This is a genomic window from Glycomyces amatae, from assembly GCF_020991375.1.
Lineage (GTDB): Bacteria > Actinomycetota > Actinomycetes > Mycobacteriales > Micromonosporaceae > Glycomyces > Glycomyces amatae.
Genome location: NZ_JAJLQZ010000004.1, coordinates 159,353 through 177,693 on the forward strand (window position 1 = coordinate 159,353; position 18,341 = coordinate 177,693).

Below are 18,341 nucleotides of genomic sequence, written 5' to 3' on the forward strand. Positions count from 1 at the left end.
AATGACGCACTTCCGCCACAACCTCCGAGACCTGGAGTTCAATCTCTTCGAGGTCTTCGGAGCGGACGAGATCCTCAAGCACGAGGCCTTCGCGGACCTGGACGAGGCCACCGCCCGCGAGGTCCTGCGCGAGCTCGCGCGCCTGTCCGAGGAGGAGCTCGCCGCCAGCTACGTCGAGGGCGACCGCAACCCGCCCGCGTTCGACGCCGCCACCGCCTCGGTGACGCTCCCCGAGGCCTTCAAGAAGTCCTACAAGGCGTTCATCGACGCCGAGTACTGGCGCCTCGACCTGCCCGAGGTCCTCGGCGGCACCGTCGCCCCCCGCATGCTCTGGTGGTCCCTCGCCGAACTCGTGCTCGGCGCCAACCCGGCACTGTGGATGTACGCCGCCGGCTCCTCGTTCGCGCACACCGCGCACCTCGAGGGCACCGACGAGCAGAAGGAGTGGGCCAAGCTCTTCGTCGAGAAGGGCTGGGGCGCCACCATGGTCCTCACCGAGCCCGACGCGGGCTCCGACGTCGGCGCGGGCACCACCAAGGCCTACAAGCAGCCCGACGGCTCCTGGCACATCGAGGGCGTCAAGCGGTTCATCACCTCGGGCGACCAGGACATGACCGACAACATCATCCACTACGTGCTCGCGCGCCCCGTGGGCGAGGAGGGCGCCGGCGGGCCCGGCACCAAGGGCCTCAGCCTCTTCATCGTCCCCAAGTACGAGTTCGACCCGGCCACCGGGGAGCTCGGGGAGCGCAACGGCGTCAAGGTCACCAACATCGAGCACAAGATGGGCCTGAAGGTCTCGGCCACCGCCGAGCTCACCTTCGGCGAGAAGGCCCCCGCGAAGGGCTGGCTCCTCGGCGAGAAGCACGAGGGCATCCGCCAGATGTTCCTCATCATCGAGTACGCGCGGATGATGGTGGGCACCAAGGCGATCGCCACCCTCTCCACCGGGTACCTCAACGCGCTCGACTACGCCAAGAGCCGCATCCAGGGCCCGGACCTGCTCCAGTCCGCCGACAAGGCCTCGCCGCGGGTCCCGATCATCAAGCACCCGGACGTGCGCCGCTCGCTGCTGATGCAGAAGAGCTACGCCGAGGGCCTGCGGGCGCTCGTGGCGTACACCGCGTCGTGGCAGGACAAGGCGCGCCTGGCCGAGCTCGAGGGCGACGAGGAGGCGGCCGAGACCGCCAAGAAGATCAACGACCTGCTGCTGCCGCTGGTCAAGGGCTGCGGCTCGGAGCGGGCGTACGAGCTGCTGAGCGCCGAGTCGCTCCAGACGTTCGGCGGCTCGGGGTACCTCCAGGACTACCCGCTCGAGCAGTACGTGCGGGACGCGAAGATCGACACGCTCTACGAGGGCACCACCGCGATCCAGAGCCTGGACTTCCTGTTCCGCAAGATCATCAAGGACAACGGCGAGTCGCTCATGGCCGTCGCCGCGGAGATCATGGCGGCGACGCAGGACGGGCACGCGGAGCTGGAGGAGACGCGCGGGAAGGTGCTGCGCGCGCTCGGCGACGTGCAGGGCGTCATCGAGGCGCTCCAGCCGGCGCTCATGGGCCCGATGTCGGGCGAGCCGCGCGAGCTGTACAAGGCCGGGCTGCACTCGCGGCGGCTGCTGCTGGCGGTCGGCGACCTGATGGTCGGGTGGCTGCTGCTGCGCCAGGCCGAGGTCGCGCAGCGCCGGCTCGACGAGGGCGCGGACGACGACTTCTACCGCGGGAAGGTCGCCTCGGCGAAGTTCTTCGCCAAGGAGGTGCTGCCGCGGCTGACGGCCGACCGCAAGGTCGTCGAGGCCGCCGACCTGACCGCGATGGACCTCCCGGACGAGGCGTTCTAGCCGGCGCGGCCGGGCCCGCGGCGCGATCCCGCCTCGGCGGCGCGCCCGGCCCCCGGCGGTGACGCGGCCGGCGCCGCGGCGTCCGCGCCCCGGCCGCGACACGATCGGGTGAAAACGAGCGACCCGGGCCCGAAACGGCCCGGGTCTTGTCGTACCCGACCGGAACGATCGAGCGGCGCGACAGTGTCTTCCCCTCCAGTGGCGGGTGGGGGTTGGGGACGGCCGGTGCGATGCGGGCCGGTGCGGCGCGGGCCGGTGCGACCGGGTCGGCCTCCGGTCTCCCGGCGCCCTGGCCCGCCCTCGGCAGGCCTCCTGACCCGGGCGGTCCCGAGGCCTCCCGGTACGCGAGCCGCCGGCCCGCGCGTCGGCGGCCGGGCCGCCCGGACCCGGACTCGAACGCGTCGCCGCTCAGGTGCGTGCCGCACGCGCCGCCGCGCCTCGCGGATCCTCCGACCGAACCCTCCGGTCCGCTCAATCGCCCGGTTCCGTCGCGGCCTCGCCCGGGGTGCCGAACCGGAAGTAGAACCCGACCTCCTCCTCACCGCTGGTGGCCGCGCCCAGCGCCGCCTCCATGCCGTGCAGGGTCCCCCGCAGGTACTGGAGGTTCCGCCAGGCGGCGGCGTGGAACTCCAGGTACCGCCCCGCCGCGTCGGCCGCGCCCGGCGCGGTCCCGAACGCCGGGGCCCGGCTCAGCGTCCCCGTGCCCAGCACCGGGATCACCTCGCCCTCCAACTCGTCCAGCAGCTCCAGCACCAGCTGCCGGTACTCCTCGACCGCCTCGGGGTCGAACACGCGCTCGCCCATGCGCCCTCCTTCGCTCGTGAACGGCCTGCGCCGGTCAGTTGTACAGGTCCTCGTTCGGTTTGACGTAGCCCCAGACGTTCCCGGTCTCGCGCCGGGCGAGGTCCTGCGGGCCCTCGTCCTCCTCCGCCTCGTCCTCGTCGTCGGTCTTGCCGCCCTTGCCCGACGCGCCGCCCTGCTGCACCGGCGCCATGCCCGGCCGGGCGCCGCCCGCGCCGCCCCCGGCCCCGCCGGTCGCCCCGGCGGGCCCCGCGGCCGGCACCGGCGCCGTCACCGCCGGACCGAACAGCCCCTGCGGCACGCCCCCCGCCCCGCCCGGCCCCGGGAGGCCGCCCGCGCGCGTCGTCCCGCCGCTCGCGCCGAACACGCCGCCCGGGCCGCCGCCGGGCCCGCCGGAGGCGAGGCCGCCCGAGACCTCGCCCTCCTCCTCGTCCTCCCCGTCCGCTCCGTCCTCCCACGCGGTCTCGTCCTCGGCGCGCGAGGTCCCGTCGCCGCCGGGCGGGACCGGGGTCGGGTCCTGCGTCGCCTGCGGCGCGACCGGCGGTGACGGCTGCTCCGCCTCGGGCGCCGCCAGGTCCATGTGCGCCGCGTCGGCACCGCCGGGCAGCGGCCGGTCCCCGCCGGTGGGGCGCAGCGCCGTCAGCTCCTGGCTCTGCCCGTCCCGCTTCGCCGCGATCGCCTCGTCGACCGCCGCCTGCCGCTCGCGGTAGGCCGCCAGCTCGGCCGCGACCCGGTCCGCGAAGACCTCCTTGGCCTCCTCGCCCGCGAGCGCCCGCACGTCCGCGACCAGCGCCCCGAGCCCCGACAGGCCCGCGCCGACCCGCTCCTCGACGAACTCGCGCACGTCGGTCGCCAGCCGCGGGTCCGCCCCGGCCAGCTCGAGCGCCCGCTCGGCCTCCTCGCAGCTCATCCGGATGCAGTCGCCGTGCCACCAGGCGGGCCGCAGGTGCAGCGAGACCAGGTTCGACCACTCGCCCTCCACGCCGACCATCGGCGCGGGGTAGGGGATCTCGCCCGAGTCGCCGCCCTGGAGCGTGTAGATCGCCGCCTCCCGGCCCTCCAGTTCGGCGACGGTCGCCTCGATGTCGTCGGCCAGGCCCTCCACGAGCGCGCGCGCCTGGTCGGCCTGCTCCGCGAACGCCTCGAAGTCCTCCCCGGCCCAGCCCTCCGCGAGCGACGACAGCCGCGACTTCAACCGGTCCGACCACGACCCGATCCGCGCGCCCACCTCCTCGGTCCAGCCGGTCCGCAGGCGCTGCATCGCGAACGCGTCGGCGTCCTCGGGCCTGACCGCGGCGATCGCCGCCCGGAAGTCGTCCTCGGTCGGGTAGGCCATGCCCTCGCAGCGGGGCTTGAACCGGCCCGGCTGCCCCTCGACCGGCACCGCCGACGCCAGCTGCACCCAGTCCTCCTCGGCGGGGTGCGCGACCGGGTGCGGGCAGGCCGCCGAGGAGCACCCGGCGCGCTCGCCGCCGGAGGCCGCGGTGTCGCCGAAGGCGAGGGTGAACTCGAACGTCGGCACCTCCACCGTGAAGTGGAGGCCGCCGTCCTCCTCGGCCGCGTCGCCGTCGCTCGCGAACAGGCTGTCGGTCATCGCCAGCGTCCTCCTCCGGCCCGGGCCCGCGGCCCGCGCCCTCTGCTCCGTGTACGCCGTTGCGCGTGCCGCCCATGGAAGACCGCATCGTCACGAATCCGTCATGGCCCGGTCCCCTCTGGAGCGGGACCGTCCCGTGACGGCGGGCGCGACAGTATGCGGGACGCCGCCGGGCGTCCGCCCTGACGGGCGCAGGCACCTCGAAGGAGGACCCCATGACCGTGCACATGGACGTCGACGGTGTGCGAGCGGGCGGCTCCGGCCTCCGCGACTTCGCCCCCGTCGCGCGGAACGCGTCGCAGCGGACCGAGCTGCCGGCGCAGACCGCCGCCGACCGCAACCCCGGTTTCGCCACCGGCGGCGCGGGGCGCCGGTGGCAGACCGCGCTCGCGGCCGTGACCGACGGGGTCGAGCGGCGCCTGGCCTGGCAGGGCGAGCAGGTCGTCGGCGCCGCCGACGACCTCGACACCGCCGACCAGGAGGCGGGCGACCGCTTCGGCGGCATTCAATCGGACGTCCCCGCCGGCGCGACGCGATAGGAGAGCACCCATGCCCAGCTACCAGGAAGCGCTGTCGGCGGACGCCACGGCCTTCACCGACCTCGCCGCGGAGATCACCGAGGCCTCCATCGAGCTGACGGCGTACCAGATCGACTACGGCTCCAAGGTCACCGAGATCAACACCCACTGGGAGGACACCGCGAACGAGGCGTTCAACGGCGAGGTCGGCTCGGTGAACGACCACCTCTCCCAGGTGATCGCCGAACTGGACGCCGCGGCCGCGGGCCTCAAGGCGGCCGGCGACCGGATGTTCATCGACTGCAACATGATGACGCTCGTGGACGCCTCGTGGAAGGCGGCCGGCTTCGACGTCCTGCCCACGCCCATGGTCGTGCTGAGCGCCGCGCAGCGGGCCATGATCGCCTCGGCGGGCCCCCTCGCGGGCCTCCTGGAGGCCTCGCTCCAGATGCAGGCGGGGGAGGGGACGCTGCGGCTGGAGACGCTCCTGGGGCTGATCAACTCGTCGGACGCGACGGGGAGCACCGCCCTCGACCAGTCCTCGGCGCTGCTGCGGCCCCTGGACGACAAGACCGGCGGGACGCCGGCGCCCCCCGCCCCCGAGGAGGAGGGCGGGGCGCCGGGCCAGGAGGAGGGCTCGGCCGAGGAGGAGCAGCCGGAAGAGGAGCCCGCCGAAGAAGAGTCCACTGAGGAGGAGGATTCGGAGGAGCCGCCGCAGGAGGACGGGGAGGACCCCGCGGCGTCCGACCGGCAGCAGCCCGAGACGCCGCAGGCACCGCAGATGCCGCAGTCGCCGCAGACTCCTCCGGGCCTGGAGGACCTCGCGCAGCCCGACCTCCCCGAGGTCCCCGAGCGTCCCTGGGACGCTCCGGCCGACCCCGACGACCTCACCGGGGGCCTCGCCTCCGGCGGCGGTCTCGGCTCGGGAGGCGGGCCCGGCGCCGGCGGCCTGGGCGGCGGACTCGGCTCCGGCGTCCCGGGGGCCGGCGCGGGCGCGGTGCCGACGGGCGGCATGGGCGGCGCGATGACCGCCCCGGTGGCGGCGGCGAACGCGGCCGGTGCGGGCGCCAGGCCGGGCGCGCCCGGCATGATGGGCGCCGGGGCGGGCGGCCGGGGCGCCGGAGCCGGGGACGACGAGGACGGCGGCCGCGAGTCGAACCTGACGGAGGACGACGAGGACGTCTGGGGCATCGTCAAGGCCGCCGACGACCCCTACGAGTAGTGCGGCGGGGTCGCATCGGCGGACGGGCGGGCCGCGGTGCCCGCTGCGGACGGGGCGCCTCATCGCCGCCCGGACCGGACGGCGCCTGACGCGGGCGAGGTGCCGGGCTCCGCGGAAGGCGTCATGCCTCGGTCTCGTCTGACTCGTCGCCGCGGAACGCGCCGGCCCCGCGGAAGGCGCCCATGCCCTCCCGCATCCCGCGCCCGGCGCGAGCAAGGTGCGGGGGCCGTACCGGGACCGGGGACGTCGGTCCGCTGCGCGGCGCGGGGGCGCCTCGCAGCGGGAGCGCCGGGTGCGACGGGGGGATCGCGCCCGCCGCCGCGGCGGCGCCTTGCGCCGCTCTGCGATCATGGAGCCATGCCAGCAGCGAATCCCCCGATCGAACTGTGCTGCCTGCTCCGGGCGCGCCCCGGGGCCGAGCAGGCGATGACCGCCTACGAGGACCAGGTGCTCGCGCTGGTCCCCGGGCACGGCGGCGAGGTCGTCTCGCGCGCGATCGGCGACGGCGCCGAGGGCCGCCCCCACGAGGTCCAGCTCTTCCGCTTCCCCGGCCAGGCCGCGCTCGACGCCTACATGGCCGACCCCCGCCGCCTCGCCCTCGCCGGGGAGCGCGACCGCACCGTCGCCGACACGATCCTCTTCCCGGTGGCCGTCGTGAGATAACTCTGCAAGACCTATTGACTTTCGATAGATATCTATCGAGAATCGATGCATGCATCGTTTCTTCATCGCCGTGCTGCGCCTCGGCATCATCGCGGTCCTCCTGGTCGGCCTCTTCGGCCAGGTCCTCGTCATCCCCAACACGGCGGCCAACGAGGTCGAGAACTTCCCGCCCTACGAGCCCTTCGCCGTCCCCTACGCGACCGCGGCGATCCTCGGCGTCGCCTGCGTCCAGGTCGCGCTCGTCGCGATGTGGATGCTGCTGGGCATGATCGGCCGCAAGGCGATCTTCACCCCGCGGGCCTTCCGGTGGGTCGACGTCGTCATCGGCGCCACCGTCGTCGCGACCCTCATCGCGCTCGGCGTCGTCGGCCACCTCATGTTCTGGCACGTCCCCGAGCCCCCCGGCCAGGACATGGCCCTGCTCGGCGCCTTCGGCGCGGCCGTCGTGTGCGCCGGCGCCGGAGCCGCGTTCGCCATGGCCGTGGTCATCCTGCGCGGCCTGCTGCGCAAGGCGGCCGACCTCGAGGCCGAGATGGCCGAGGTCGTCTGATGGGGATCGTCGTCGACCTCGACGTCCAGCTCGCCCGCAGCGGCATGTCCGTGGGGGAGTTCGCCGTGGCCGTGGGCATCACGCCCGCCAACGTCGCCGTCCTCAAGAACGGGCGCGCCAAGGCCGTCCGCTTCACCACCCTCGACGCGATCTGCCGCGTCCTCGACTGCCAGCCCGGGGACGTCCTGCGCCGCGTCCCCGACGAGTAGCGGCGGGCCCTGCCCGAGCGGCGCCGCCCGCGGTGCCGCTCCGGCCCGCCGCCCTACCCGAGCGCCTCCGACAGCAAGGTGTGCAAGCGCGCCGCGGCCCGCTCCTGGGCCGTCCGGATCGTCGCCGCCGCCCGCTCCGACAGCTCCCCGCACTCGGTGTCGAGCGTCGCGTTCGGCACCAGGAACCGGAACCCCGTCAGCCGGCCCTCCAGGTTCACCTCCGCCGAGCACAGGTCGTCCTCCGTGGTGTGCTCGAACCGCTCCGCGCTCTCGGCGACCAGGTCCCGGAGCTCGTCGCCGCGCCGGTCCGGCACGCGGGCGGCCACCAGGTCGGCATGGCTGCGCTCCAGGCGCAGCACGTGCTCCGAGCGGGCCGCCTCGGCCGCCGTCCACGCCGCCCCGACGGCGTCGGCCACGGCCCGGTTGCTCAACCGGTCCACGGTGGGGCTCAACGCGAGCGACACCAGCTTGCCGGTGTAGTCCAGGCGCAGCCACGCGACCCGGCCGGCGTCCGTGCCGTCGAACCCGCGGCGCGTCAGGTCCTCGATCAGCGCCCCGGCCCGCTCGGCGAGCGCCGCCGCCCGCTCGTACCGCTCCCTGGAGGGGGCCGCCTCCAGCGCCCGGTGCACCGCGTCGCGCACCGGCCCCGCCGGGAGCCGCGCCGCCGCCCGCCGCCCCTGGGCCACACGGTCCTCGTAGTCCTCGGGGAACTCCATCCGCTCCATCGGTCCGCCTTCCACTCCGCTGGGGGACCGATCCTCGGCGCGCCGCTCACGGATCGGTCACCGATCGGTCATGTTCGCGTCGAGCGCCCCGCACCACCTTGTGGGACACTGGAAACCCCTAGTACCGAAGGCGGAGGACATGCCCGGTCTCGACGTGCGGCTGCTCGGCCCCCTCACGGTCCTGGTCGACGGCCGGCCCGCCGCGATCCCCCGCGGCAACGCCGCCGCCATCCTGGCGATCCTCCTCGACGAGGCCAACAACGTCGTGCCGCTGAAGGACCTCGTCCGCGCCGTCTACGGCGTCGACGTCCCCCAGGACCCCGAGACGCAGATCCAGAACACCGTCGGCGTCCTCCGCCGCCGACTCGGACCCGCCCGCGGCCGCCTCGACACCGTCGGCAGCGCCTACCAGTTCATCATCGACACCGGGGAGCTCGACCTCCTGCGCTGCAAGGCGAAGGACAACGAGGCCCGGCGCCTGCGGGCCGAAGGCGACCTCGCCGGGGCCGCCGCCGCCCTACGCGAGGCCCTCGACGAGTGGCGCGGCCCCGCCCTCGCCGACCTCTCCGGCGACGCCGTGGACGCGATCCGCCGCCGCCACGACGACTACCGGCTCGCGCTCCTGGAGCGGCGCGTCGACCTCGACCTCGGACTCGGCCGCCACACCGAGGTCGTCGAGGAGCTGCGCCAGATCGTCGCCGTCCACGACACCCGGCAGCGCTTCACCGCCCTCCTCATGCGCGCCCTCCACGCCTCCGGCCGCGCCACCGAGGCCCTGGAGGCCTACGAGGCCCTCCGTGTCCGGCTCGTCGACGCCCTCGGCGCCGACCCCAACCGGGAGCTCCTCGAACTCCACCTGAAGATCCTGCGCGACGACGAGCCGCCCGCCGCCCCCGCCGTCGAACCCGCCCCGCCCCGCCGCGTCCCCACCACCCTCCCGCGCGCCAACACCCGCTTCACCGGCCGCGAGCAGGAGACCCGCCTCCTCGACGGCCACCTCGACGCCGCCGACGGCGAGGCCGGGCTCGCCGTCGTCACCGGCATGGGCGGCGTCGGCAAGACCGCGCTCGCCGTCCGCTGGGCCCACCGGGTCGCCCACCGCTTCCCCGACGGGCAGCTGTACGTCAACCTGCGCGGCTTCGACCCCGCCGCGCCCGCCGCCGACCCGGCCGCGGTCCTCGGCGAGGCCCTGGCCGCCTTCGGCGTCGAGGCGCACCAGCTCCCGGCCGGACTGGACGAGCGCGTCGGCCTGTACCGGACGGTCCTGGCCCACCGGAAGGTCCTCCTGGTGCTCGACAACGCCCGGGACGCCGCCCACGTCCGGCCGCTCCTGCCGGTCGCGCCCGGCAGCTTCACCCTCGTCACCAGCCGCGACCGCCTCGCAGGGCTCGACGCGGCCGAAGGCGCCGACGTGGTCCGCCTCGGCGTGCTGCCCGAGTCCGAGGCGTGGGCGCTGCTGGTGCGGCGCATCGGCATGGAGCGGGCGCTGGCCGAGGAGGAGCCGGTGCGCCGGATCGTGGCCGCCTGCGACCGGCTCCCGCTCGCGCTGACCCTCATCGGCGCCTGGGCCGCCGCCAACCCCAACCTGCCGCTCGCCGTCCTCAGTGAGCGGCTCGAGCGGGCCACCAACGTCTTCAAGGTCCTCGCCCACATCGACCTCGCCTCCGACCCGCGCTCGGTGTTCGCCTGCTCCTACCAGGCGCTCGGCAGCCGCGCGGCGCAGGCGTTCCGGCTCTTCGGCCTCCACCCCGGGCACGAGCTGACCACCGCGGCCATGGCCAGCCTCATGGGCGTGCCCCCCGGCGACGCCGAGACGGCCCTGGCCGAACTGGTGGGCGTGAACCTCGTCGAGCAGCCCGCGCCGGGCCGCTACACCATGCACGACATGCTGCGCGCCTACGCGAAGGAGCGCTTCGCCGAGGAGGTCGCCCCCGAGCGGCACCGCGCCGCCGAGGAGCGGATGCTCGACTACTTCGTCCACTCCGCGCAGGCCGCCAACCGGCTGCTCACCGTGCACGGCGGCAACCCGCCCCTCGAGGGGCCGGCCCCGGGCGTCACCCCCGAGCCCGTCCGCGACCTGCGCGCGGCCATGGCGTGGTTCGCCGCCGAGTACGACGTGGTCCTCGGTCTGATGCGCCGCGGGCCCGCGCTCGGCGACGACCGGGCCTGGCGCCTGGGCTGGTGCCTCGCCGACTACATGCTCGGCCGCAGCCGCGACCTGCGCGAGGTCCAGACCGCGGCCCTGGCCGCCGCCGAGCGCAGCGGCGACGAGTTCGGGCAGGTCGTCTCCCTCGGGTACCTCTCGGCGGCGCTCCTGCTCACCGGCGACGGCGACGCGAGCGCCGCCTACCTCGACCGCGCGGTGGCGCTCGCCGAGGCGACCGGCCAGCCCTGGGCCGGCGGATTCGTCCATTTCGGCCTGACGGTGCAGGCGGGCCGGCAGGACCGCCACGCCGAGGCGCACGCGGCCGCCCGCGAGGCCCGGCGGCTCTTCGCCGAGGTCGGGGACCTGGTGTGGGAGCTCCGGTCGGTGTGGGCCGTCGGATGGCACGCCGCCCACCTCGGCGCGTTCGCGGAGGCCCGGGCCTGCTTCGACGAGCTGCTCACGGCCTCCGAGCGGATCGACGCGGCGATCGGCCTCGCCAACGTGCACCTGGGGCACGGCCTCCTCGCCCGGCTGGAGGGGCGGTTCGACGAGTCCCTCGACCGGTTCGAGCGGTCCCGGCGCCTGTTCGCCGAGCTCGGGATGGAGCCCACGGTCGCGTTCGTGCACGAGCAGACCGGCGACGTCCTGGAGGACCGCGGCGAGAGGGCGCGGGCCGCGGCCGAGTGGCGCACCGCCGAGCGCGGCTACGAGGAGTTCGGCAACCTCCTCGAGCTCTCCCGGGTCCGCGCCAAGCTCGGCGCCCGCTGAACGGCGAAGGGCCGCGCCCCGGGAGGCGCGGCCCTGACGTCTTCGCGGCTAGCGGTCCTCGAGCACCCCTAGGCGGTCTCGGCGTCGAAGTCGGTCGCCAGGAGCGCGTCGACCGCCGGGGCGTACGAGGCCGTGGCCGACTCCGAGACGCTCGCGACCCCGATGAAGCCGTTCACGCCGTCGACGTCGACCACCAGGATCGCCGTGTCCTCGTACAGGTCGGTCGTGTACTCGCCCGCCGACGTCCACGAGTTGCGCCACTCGGCCAGCACGCCGGGGCGCCCGTCCACCTCCACCTCGGTGTAGGCGATCTCGCCCTGCTCGTAGCCCTCCGTGGAGTCGAACGCGCCGTCGAGCCACACCGCGGCGGCGCTCTCGGCGCTCGCGTTCAGGTCGGCCGGGTCGAAGGCGGCCGCGGCGCTCGAGTAGAGGCCCACGCCCAGGTAGGAGATCCAGTACTCGGTGTGCTGGATGGTGTAGATCTCGGCGTCGGCCATCAGCTCGTCGCTGGCGCCGGGCCCGGCCGTGTAGACCCACTCCTCGCCGGGGATCGGCGTGAGCGAGCCGATCGACGGCACCGTGAGCGAGGTCCCGGACGGGGCGGGCGCAGACTCCTCCTCGGGCGCCTCCTCGCCGTCGGACCCCTCCTCGGGCGCGGCCTCCTCGGAGGTCGCGGTCTCGTCGGAGGCAAGCGAGCCCTCATCGTCGTTGCCGAGCAGGAAGTAGCCGCCGACCCCGCCGGCCGCCATGAGCAGGACCACCACGATCACCAGGACCGCGGTCCCGCCGCCGCCCCTGCTGGTGGCCTGCACCGGCGGCGGGCCGTACTGCCCGTACCCCGCCGGGCCGACCGAGGGGTCGTAGGGCTGCTGGTGGTAGGCCGCGTTCGGGTCGGGCTGGTACTGGTAGGCGGGCTGGGTGTAGCCGCCGGGCTGGTACTGCGGGGCCTGGTACTGCGCGTCGGCGCCGACCTGCCCGGGGGCGTAGCCCCCCGCCGGGGGCTGCGGGCCCGGCTGGGACTGCCCGTACTGGCCGCCGCCGGGGGCGCCGGGGTCTTGCGGGGGGTACGTCATGGACCGATCGTAACCGGCGGGAACGACCCCCGTCCCCCTCGCGCTCCCTCAGAAAACGCTAAACCGGGACGGGTGCCGCACCCGCCCCGGTTTCAGGGATCCGAAACTAATCCCTAGTATTGCGGCCCTGTCAAGGCTGGATTCGTGAGCGAATCGATACCGTTCAGCCGACGAGCGCGGCGACGGCCCGGCCAGGCGCCGCGGGCGACCGCGGCCGCCTCGAACGCGCCCTCCGGGCCCGCCGGGCCGAGCCGCACCGTGATCGCGCCAGGCGCCGCCGCGGCCGGTCGTCCTAGTGGCGCTCGTCCTCCAGGATGCGCGTGGCGATCGGCTTCGAGGGCTCGTAGTAGACGGCGCTGACCGGCAGCGGGAAGACCGCGCCGCCGAACGGGGAGGAGGCGCCGATGTGCCCGGAGGTGAACTCGCCGATCTCCAGGTGTCCCGGCTTGACCTGGCGGGAGCGGGTCTTGACCGCCTTGCCGTCGCGGGCGGGTTCGTCGTCGGACTGCCATTCGGCCGTGTTCACGTCACTCATGCCCCGGATTTTATCGGTCGCCTCAGGGGCCGGGAACGGGATCACGGGTGCCGGGTGTCACGCCCGGGCGGCAGCGCAGGACGCGGCCGAGCGCCAGGCGGCCGCCCACCCACAGGCCGTACCGGGACACCGCGCGGTAGCCGAAGCCCGAGCAGGTCGGCGTGAACCGGCACTGCACCTGGACGCGGGAGGAGAGGTGCCGCCGGTACCAGGCGATGAGGCGCAATCCCAGGCGCCGGGGCCCGGGCCGGTGGTGCGCCCGGGCGCGGGCGAGCCGCTCGGGGGTCAACCGTCCGAACCCGAAGGCCGCCGAGGCGAACGTGTGGAAGGGGCCGGGGTCGGTGGCCCCGCCGCAGGCCGCTGCGCAGGTGTTGCAGGGCCCGCCGGGGTTGCAGGCGGCGGCGAGGGGCGCGCCGCACCCGGCCGAGCACCCCGGCTGATAGGCGCCGGCGCAGCCTGAAACGTCCACAGGACTGTTCTACACGCCGGCCGCGGCCGCGGTGAGCGCCCGGCGGGCGTCCACCGCTCCCCAATACTGTCGATTGGGGATGGTTGATGCCGAACAATGACCAATTTGTACACACTTCCCGTTATGAGTCGAACACCCCTGTATCAGGGAATTGCCAGGAACGGCTCAGGACCCGCTCAGGCTCATGTCCCACGGTGGGGGCCTCGGGGAATGAGGGGTTCCCGAGGGGTTATGGACCCGGTGAGGCGGTTCTTCGGACTCATCCTCCACTGACGATCGCCGCTGGCCCGTCTCACCGGGCACTCTCGACCGAGCGCGGCCGTGAGCAGCCCCCGAGAACACCACGGGTCCACCGACCGCGACGCCGACCGACGCCCGCGCGAACCCTCCACCCGACCCCGCAAGGCCGCACCCCCGCCACGGCACGCCCCGCGAAGCGGCCATTGCCGAGCCCCACTCGCGAACCCCGACATGTCGGACCCTTAGGGCAGGGTTGTTGAACCGGGGGCCCATCGTGCGGAACATATCCGGAATATCCGGATAAAAGGCTGCGCTCTCAGCGGTACCGCTCCGGATCCGGCAGCAGCTCGTTCATCGAACCCGACCGGAAGCCCCGCTCGTCGAGCCGCACCTCCGCGAAGCCCTCCACCGCCGCGAGCACGCCCGGGCGGCCGGCGACCGCCGCCACGGACTCGGCGTCGAGCTCCACCTTCGCGGTGTCGTCGCCCATGTCCCGCACCCGCAGGTTCCGCACCGGGATCGCGGCCGCGGCGAGCGCGCCGCGCAGCGCCTGCTCGGCGGCGGCGACCCGCTCGAGCCCGGCCGCGGTCACCTCGACGCCGTAGGCGATGCGGCTGGCGAGGCACGCCGCCGCAGGCTTGTCCCAAGTGGCCAGTCCCCAGGCCTTGGAGGCCGCGCGGATCTCGGCCTTGGCGAGCCCGGCGTCGGCCAGGGGCGTGATCGCCCCCGCGTCGGCGGCGGCGCGGATGCCGGGCCGGAACCCGGCCACGATGTCGTCGGCGTTGGTGCCGGTGGCGACCGCGGCGATGCCGCGCTCGGCGGCGAGCGGGCCGACGACGCCCATGAGCTCGGTCTTGCAGAAGAAGCAGCGGTCCCCGGCGTTGGCGCGGTAGCCCTCGCGGGAGAGCTCGTCGGTCGCGGGCGCGTGGTGCGCGACGCCGAGCCCGGCCGCGAACTCGCGGGCGCGGTCCAGTTCGCTGCGCGGCAGCGACGGCGAGACGGCGGTGGCCGCCTCGACGCGCCCGGGGCCGAGCGCGCGGACGGCGGCGGCGAGCAGGAACGCCGAGTCGGCGCCGCCGGAGAACGCCACCATGAGCGACGGGAGCGAGGAGAGCCGGTCGAGCAGGGCGCCGACCCGGTCGCCGGGGGTGCTGACGGTGTCGATCGCCTGGGGAGCCGCCTGGGCCTGGGAGGTCACGCACCGAGCCTATCCCGGCCCGGGCGACCGACCTTTTTCGACGGACATTCCGGATATGTCCCTACCGATGGGCCCCCGGTTCAACAACCCTGCCCTGAGGGTCCGACATGCCGGGGATCGCGAGCGAACCTCACTCGGAGGGGTGCCGGGCTGCCCGGGGTCGCTCGCGACGGGCTATTCGAGGTCGCTCGCGACCGCGCGGAGCATCTCGGCGATCTTCGCGCCCGTCTTGCGGTCCGGGCGGCGGCCCCGTGAGAGCGGCGGCATGATCTGCTGCTCGAGCACGCCGATCATGTCCTGCAGCAGGCTGTTGAGCTCCTCGGGCGAGCGCTTCGCCGTCTCGGCGGCCGGGACGGCGCCGGTCTGCGGCGCGGCGATCACGTGCAGGCCCATCGCCTGCACGCCGCGGCGGGTGTCGATGATGCTGTACTCGACCTTCGTGCCCTTGGCGAGTTCTTCGACGCCCTCGGGCAGCGCGTCGCGGTGCACGAAGACGTCCTTGCCGCCGTCGTCGCGGGAGACGAATCCGAATCCCTTCTCGGCGTCGAACCATTTCACTCGACCACTGGGCACCGCTGAACCTCGAACTTCTCGTCTGCTGGGAACTGATGAGTCCGTCAAGCCTAGCCTGGCACGGCCCGAACGGCTCCGATCGCCCGGGTGACGGGACGGCCACGCACCGCCGCCTCGGCGCGCCCCCTAAGGGATCGGGACGGTGAGCCTCGGGACCAGGCCCAGTTCGGCCGCGCCGCCCAGGAGCCGCTCGACCGCCGAGCGGCCCTCCTCGCCCAGATCGCGCGAGAACTCGTTCACGTACAGCTCGATGTGCTGGCGGCACACCGCCTCCGACATCTCCTGGGCGTGCTCGGCCACATAGGTGCGGCTCGCCTCGGGATGCGCCCACGCGTAGTCGAGCGACGCGCGGATCGCGTCGGTGATCCCGTCCGTGTCGAGGTGCGCCTTGGCGACGATCGCGCCGAGCGGGATCGGGCAGCCGGTGCTCGACTCCCACCACTCGCCCAAGTCCACCATGCTGTCGAGGCCGTACTCGCCGTACGTGAACCGGGCCTCGTGGATGACCAGCCCCGCGTCGAAGCGCCCTTCCCGCACCGCTGGCATGATCTGGTCGAACGGGACGACCTCCCACGTCACGTCCGGTCCGCCGAGATCGCGCAGCCACAGGTTGAACAGCAGGAACGCGGTGCTCCTGTCGGAGGGGACCGCCACGCGCCTCCCCGCCAGGTCGCCGAGCCCCCCGCGGGTGAGGACGAGCGGCCCGCAGCCGCGCCCGAGTGCCCCGCCCGCGGGCAGCAGCCGCCACTCGTCGCCCAGGTGCGGCAGGGCCGCGTACGAGACCTTCGCGACGTCGAACTCGCCTCGCGCGCAAGCGGTGTTGGTGACGTCGATGTCGGCGAACGTCAACCGCGTGGCCGGTCCGGCGGTGAGGCCCGAGGTCCACGCGTGGTAGATGAAGGTGTCGTTCGGGCACGGCGAGTGCGCCAGGTGCAGGGTCTCCACGGGCCTCACAGCTCCCGGACCGCGGCGGTCAGGGACTTCAGGGCCGCGTCCCAGTCCCAGTTGCCGACCTCGCGGTCGCCGATGTAGTTGGACACGGTGCGGATCTCGGCGAACGGCAGGCCCGCCTGCTGCGCGGCCGTGGCCACGCCGAAGCCCTCCATGGCCTCCCCGACCGCGTCGGGGTAGCGGTGGGCGAGGTTCGCGGCCAGGCCGTCGGAGCCGGTGATCGACGCGAGCGTGAGGATCTCGCCGCGCACCCCCTCGACGGCGACGGTCAGGACCGTGTTGCAGCCGATCCGGTTGGTGCCGAAGCCGATCTCGTCGATCGGCTGGAACCGCCACGGCAGGGCGACCCCGAGTTCGGCGTGGACCGAGTCGGTGGCGATGAGCACGTCGCCGATCCGGGCGCGGCCCTGGAAGGCGCCGCAGATGCCGGCGTTGACGACCACGTCGTAGGCGCGGCCCATGTGGCTGTTGTCGGCGATGGTCCGGGCGGTCGCCGCGGCCGCGGCCGCGGGGCCCACGCCGCACACGAGGACGTCCAGCTCATGGCGGAGGGAACGCCCGGCCTCGACCGCCTGGGCCTCCTCGGCGACCGCGCACACGACCAGTATTCGCATGGCGTCGAATCTACCGGGTGCGGCGCGGCCCCGGCCGCTGGAGGACGGTGGCGTGCGACTCGCGACCCGGGCCGGCCGGGGTGTGGCGCATCCCGCTCTCGTCGCGGCGCACCGACCGGCGGGCGCGCACCGGCGCTGACCTATGCTTGAGAGCGTGCCTGACAGCTCTACCGCCACCGCCAAGACCCGCACCCGCAAGCCGAAACTGGACCGGGTCCTCGCCGACGCCCTCGACCTGGCCCGGGAGGCCGCCGAGGAGGCCGGCGACGGGATCGGCGAGCACCTGAGCGTCGAAGCCGAGACCGACCGGGTCGTCACCCACTACTTCGAGTGCACCCTGCCGGGCTACCGCGGCTGGCGCTGGGCCGTCGTGCTCACCCGCGCCCCGCGCGCCCGCGTCGCCACCGTCTCCGAGTCCGCGCTGCTGCCCGGGCCCGACGCGCTCCGCTCCCCCGCCTGGGTGCCGTGGGCCGACCGGCTCCAGGGCGGCGAGGTCGGCACCGGCGAGGTCCTCCCCACCGAGGACGACGACGACCGCCTCATGCCCGCCTACCAGCTCTCCGACGACGACGCGGTCGAGGACATCGCCTTCGAGCTCGGACTCGGGCGCGAACGGGTCATGAACCGCGAGGGCCGCGCCGAGGCCGCGCAGCGCTGGTACGACGGCGACCGGGGCCCGACGGCGCCGATCGCCGAGGCCGCCCCCGCGCCGGCCCGCTGCGGCACCTGCGGGTTCTTCCTGCCGCTGGCCGGCTCGATGCGCCTCGCCTTCGGCGCCTGCGCGAACCTCTACTCCTCGGAGGACGCCCGCGTCGTCTCCGCCGACCACGGCTGCGGCGCCCACTCCCAGATCAGCGAGTTCGTGGACACCACCCCGCAGGGCGTGGACAAGTCCGAGATCGTCTACGACGACGAAGGCTCCGAACTCCTCTAGGAGTTCGCGGACCCCCGGTCTCGAGAGCCCCGACCCGCAGGCCCCGAATCGCCGGACCCCGGTGCCGGGGTTGTCGCCTCTGCCGAATTGCGGCTCGCAAGCATCGCCGCGACCGGGGCCCGTCGACTAGTCGGGCGACCCGAGGAAAAAGTCCCGCTTTGCCCTGCGCTGCAACAGGACCGCGCTTCAGTCGCGGTCGCGCGCGCCTTTCCCGAAGTGCCGCTTGTCGGCCAGCGCCATGGCGGCCGTGCCGACCACGCCGAGGATCACACCCGTCAGCGCGCACGCGGCCCACCACTCGCGGCCCGCGGCCGCCAGGTCGTCCTTGAACAGCTGCGTCAGGATCAGCGCGATCGCCCACAGCACTGTTCCGGCGACGGCGATCGGCGTCATCCGCAGCTTCACCGAGTCGGGGGCGGGGAGCTCGGGGGACCGCTTGACCCGCTGGTACGCCTCGCGCGGGGTCGCCGACGAGCCGGACGCGGCCGGGGGCTGGGAAGTTCCGTCGGTGGACACGCTGCCAATGTACGCTGCGTCAGTCGCCGCGACAATCGGTCACGCCGATCCTGAGTACGGGTCGCGTCACTGGGAACAGGGTGCGGGAGGCCGCTCTCTTGTTCGGGCGGGGGCGATCCGCTATAGGCACCCCGCCGGTTGTGGCTCGCCGGTAGGGTTGGGCGTACGCTCGGATGAGCTGGCGATGCGGCGCTGACGACGA

General features: G+C 74.4%; 19 protein-coding genes. 8 read left to right on the plus strand and 11 right to left on the minus strand.

The window, feature by feature from the left end; all coding sequences use genetic code 11:
• The first annotated feature begins 1 nt into the window (after position 1).
• Positions 2–1,840, plus strand: a complete 1,839-nt coding sequence (locus LO763_RS08020; RefSeq protein ID WP_230601450.1) for an acyl-CoA dehydrogenase — start codon at positions 2–4, stop codon at positions 1,838–1,840.
• Between the two features lie 471 nt (positions 1,841–2,311).
• Here the strand turns inward: LO763_RS08020 and LO763_RS08025 are convergent, their stop codons facing one another.
• Both LO763_RS08025 and LO763_RS08030 read right to left on the minus strand, forming a co-directional pair.
• Entirely contained in the window at positions 2,312–2,644 is a 333-nt protein-coding gene (locus LO763_RS08025; RefSeq protein WP_230601451.1) for a hypothetical protein, read from the minus strand.
• 34 nt (positions 2,645–2,678) lie between these two features.
• Positions 2,679–4,235, minus strand: coding sequence for a hypothetical protein (locus LO763_RS08030; RefSeq protein WP_230601452.1), 1,557 nt, complete (start codon positions 4,233–4,235; stop codon positions 2,679–2,681).
• Between the two features lie 215 nt (positions 4,236–4,450).
• Between LO763_RS08030 and LO763_RS08035 the strand changes: the two genes are divergently transcribed.
• From LO763_RS08035 to LO763_RS08055, 5 genes are all read left to right on the plus strand, one after another.
• Positions 4,451–4,774: a hypothetical protein gene (locus LO763_RS08035; protein WP_230601453.1), complete on the plus strand. Its 324-nt coding sequence runs from the start codon at positions 4,451–4,453 to the stop codon at positions 4,772–4,774.
• A gap of 10 nt (positions 4,775–4,784) precedes the next feature.
• Complete coding sequence (locus LO763_RS08040) at positions 4,785–5,975, plus strand: hypothetical protein (RefSeq protein ID WP_230601455.1); 1,191 nt, start codon at positions 4,785–4,787, stop codon at positions 5,973–5,975.
• 357 nt (positions 5,976–6,332) lie between these two features.
• The gene (locus LO763_RS08045; RefSeq protein ID WP_230601456.1) at positions 6,333–6,638 is read left to right on the plus strand and encodes a putative antibiotic biosynthesis monooxygenase; all 306 of its coding nucleotides are present in this window, start codon (positions 6,333–6,335) and stop codon (positions 6,636–6,638) included.
• Positions 6,639–6,687: 49 nt separating this feature from the next.
• Positions 6,688–7,188: a DUF2975 domain-containing protein gene (locus LO763_RS08050; RefSeq protein ID WP_230601457.1), complete on the plus strand. Its 501-nt coding sequence runs from the start codon at positions 6,688–6,690 to the stop codon at positions 7,186–7,188.
• The gene (locus LO763_RS08055; protein ID WP_230601458.1) at positions 7,188–7,397 is read left to right on the plus strand and encodes a helix-turn-helix domain-containing protein; all 210 of its coding nucleotides are present in this window, start codon (positions 7,188–7,190) and stop codon (positions 7,395–7,397) included. Before LO763_RS08050 ends, LO763_RS08055 begins: the two co-directional genes overlap by 1 nt.
• A gap of 53 nt (positions 7,398–7,450) precedes the next feature.
• On the opposite strand, the gene LO763_RS08060 is transcribed toward LO763_RS08055, so the two are convergent.
• Positions 7,451–8,122 carry a hypothetical protein gene (locus LO763_RS08060; RefSeq protein ID WP_230601460.1) on the minus strand — a complete coding sequence of 224 codons (672 nt, stop codon included), beginning with the start codon at positions 8,120–8,122 and terminating at the stop codon, positions 7,451–7,453.
• 139 nt (positions 8,123–8,261) lie between these two features.
• Between LO763_RS08060 and LO763_RS08065 the strand changes: the two genes are divergently transcribed.
• On the plus strand, positions 8,262–11,036 hold the full coding sequence (locus tag LO763_RS08065) for an AfsR/SARP family transcriptional regulator (protein WP_230601461.1): 2,775 nt from the start codon (positions 8,262–8,264) through the stop codon (positions 11,034–11,036).
• Positions 11,037–11,104: 68 nt separating this feature from the next.
• Here the strand turns inward: LO763_RS08065 and LO763_RS08070 are convergent, their stop codons facing one another.
• From LO763_RS08070 to mqnB, 7 genes are all read right to left on the minus strand, one after another.
• A complete protein-coding gene (locus tag LO763_RS08070; protein ID WP_230601462.1) occupies positions 11,105–12,109 on the minus strand; it encodes a hypothetical protein in 1,005 nt (334 codons plus the stop codon).
• 292 nt (positions 12,110–12,401) lie between these two features.
• Positions 12,402–12,644: a hypothetical protein gene (locus LO763_RS08075; RefSeq protein ID WP_230601463.1), complete on the minus strand. Its 243-nt coding sequence runs from the start codon at positions 12,642–12,644 to the stop codon at positions 12,402–12,404.
• A gap of 22 nt (positions 12,645–12,666) precedes the next feature.
• Positions 12,667–13,113, minus strand: a complete 447-nt coding sequence (gene yidD / locus LO763_RS29665) for a membrane protein insertion efficiency factor YidD (RefSeq protein WP_369431939.1) — start codon at positions 13,111–13,113, stop codon at positions 12,667–12,669.
• 556 nt (positions 13,114–13,669) lie between these two features.
• A complete protein-coding gene (larE, locus tag LO763_RS08090) occupies positions 13,670–14,551 on the minus strand; it encodes an ATP-dependent sacrificial sulfur transferase LarE (RefSeq protein WP_230601464.1) in 882 nt (293 codons plus the stop codon).
• Between the two features lie 174 nt (positions 14,552–14,725).
• A complete protein-coding gene (locus LO763_RS29365; protein WP_369431940.1) occupies positions 14,726–15,124 on the minus strand; it encodes a cold-shock protein in 399 nt (132 codons plus the stop codon).
• Between the two features lie 126 nt (positions 15,125–15,250).
• Entirely contained in the window at positions 15,251–16,060 is an 810-nt protein-coding gene (locus tag LO763_RS08100) for a 1,4-dihydroxy-6-naphtoate synthase (RefSeq protein ID WP_255672070.1), read from the minus strand.
• A gap of 14 nt (positions 16,061–16,074) precedes the next feature.
• Positions 16,075–16,689: a futalosine hydrolase gene (gene mqnB, locus LO763_RS08105; protein WP_230601466.1), complete on the minus strand. Its 615-nt coding sequence runs from the start codon at positions 16,687–16,689 to the stop codon at positions 16,075–16,077.
• 154 nt (positions 16,690–16,843) lie between these two features.
• Between mqnB and LO763_RS08110 the strand changes: the two genes are divergently transcribed.
• Positions 16,844–17,623, plus strand: a complete 780-nt coding sequence (locus LO763_RS08110; protein WP_230601467.1) for a DUF3027 domain-containing protein — start codon at positions 16,844–16,846, stop codon at positions 17,621–17,623.
• Positions 17,624–17,809: 186 nt separating this feature from the next.
• Here LO763_RS08110 and LO763_RS08115 read toward each other — a convergent pair whose 3' ends face one another.
• Complete coding sequence (locus tag LO763_RS08115) at positions 17,810–18,139, minus strand: DUF2530 domain-containing protein (protein ID WP_230601468.1); 330 nt, start codon at positions 18,137–18,139, stop codon at positions 17,810–17,812.
• Between the last annotated feature and the right edge of the window lie 202 nt (positions 18,140–18,341).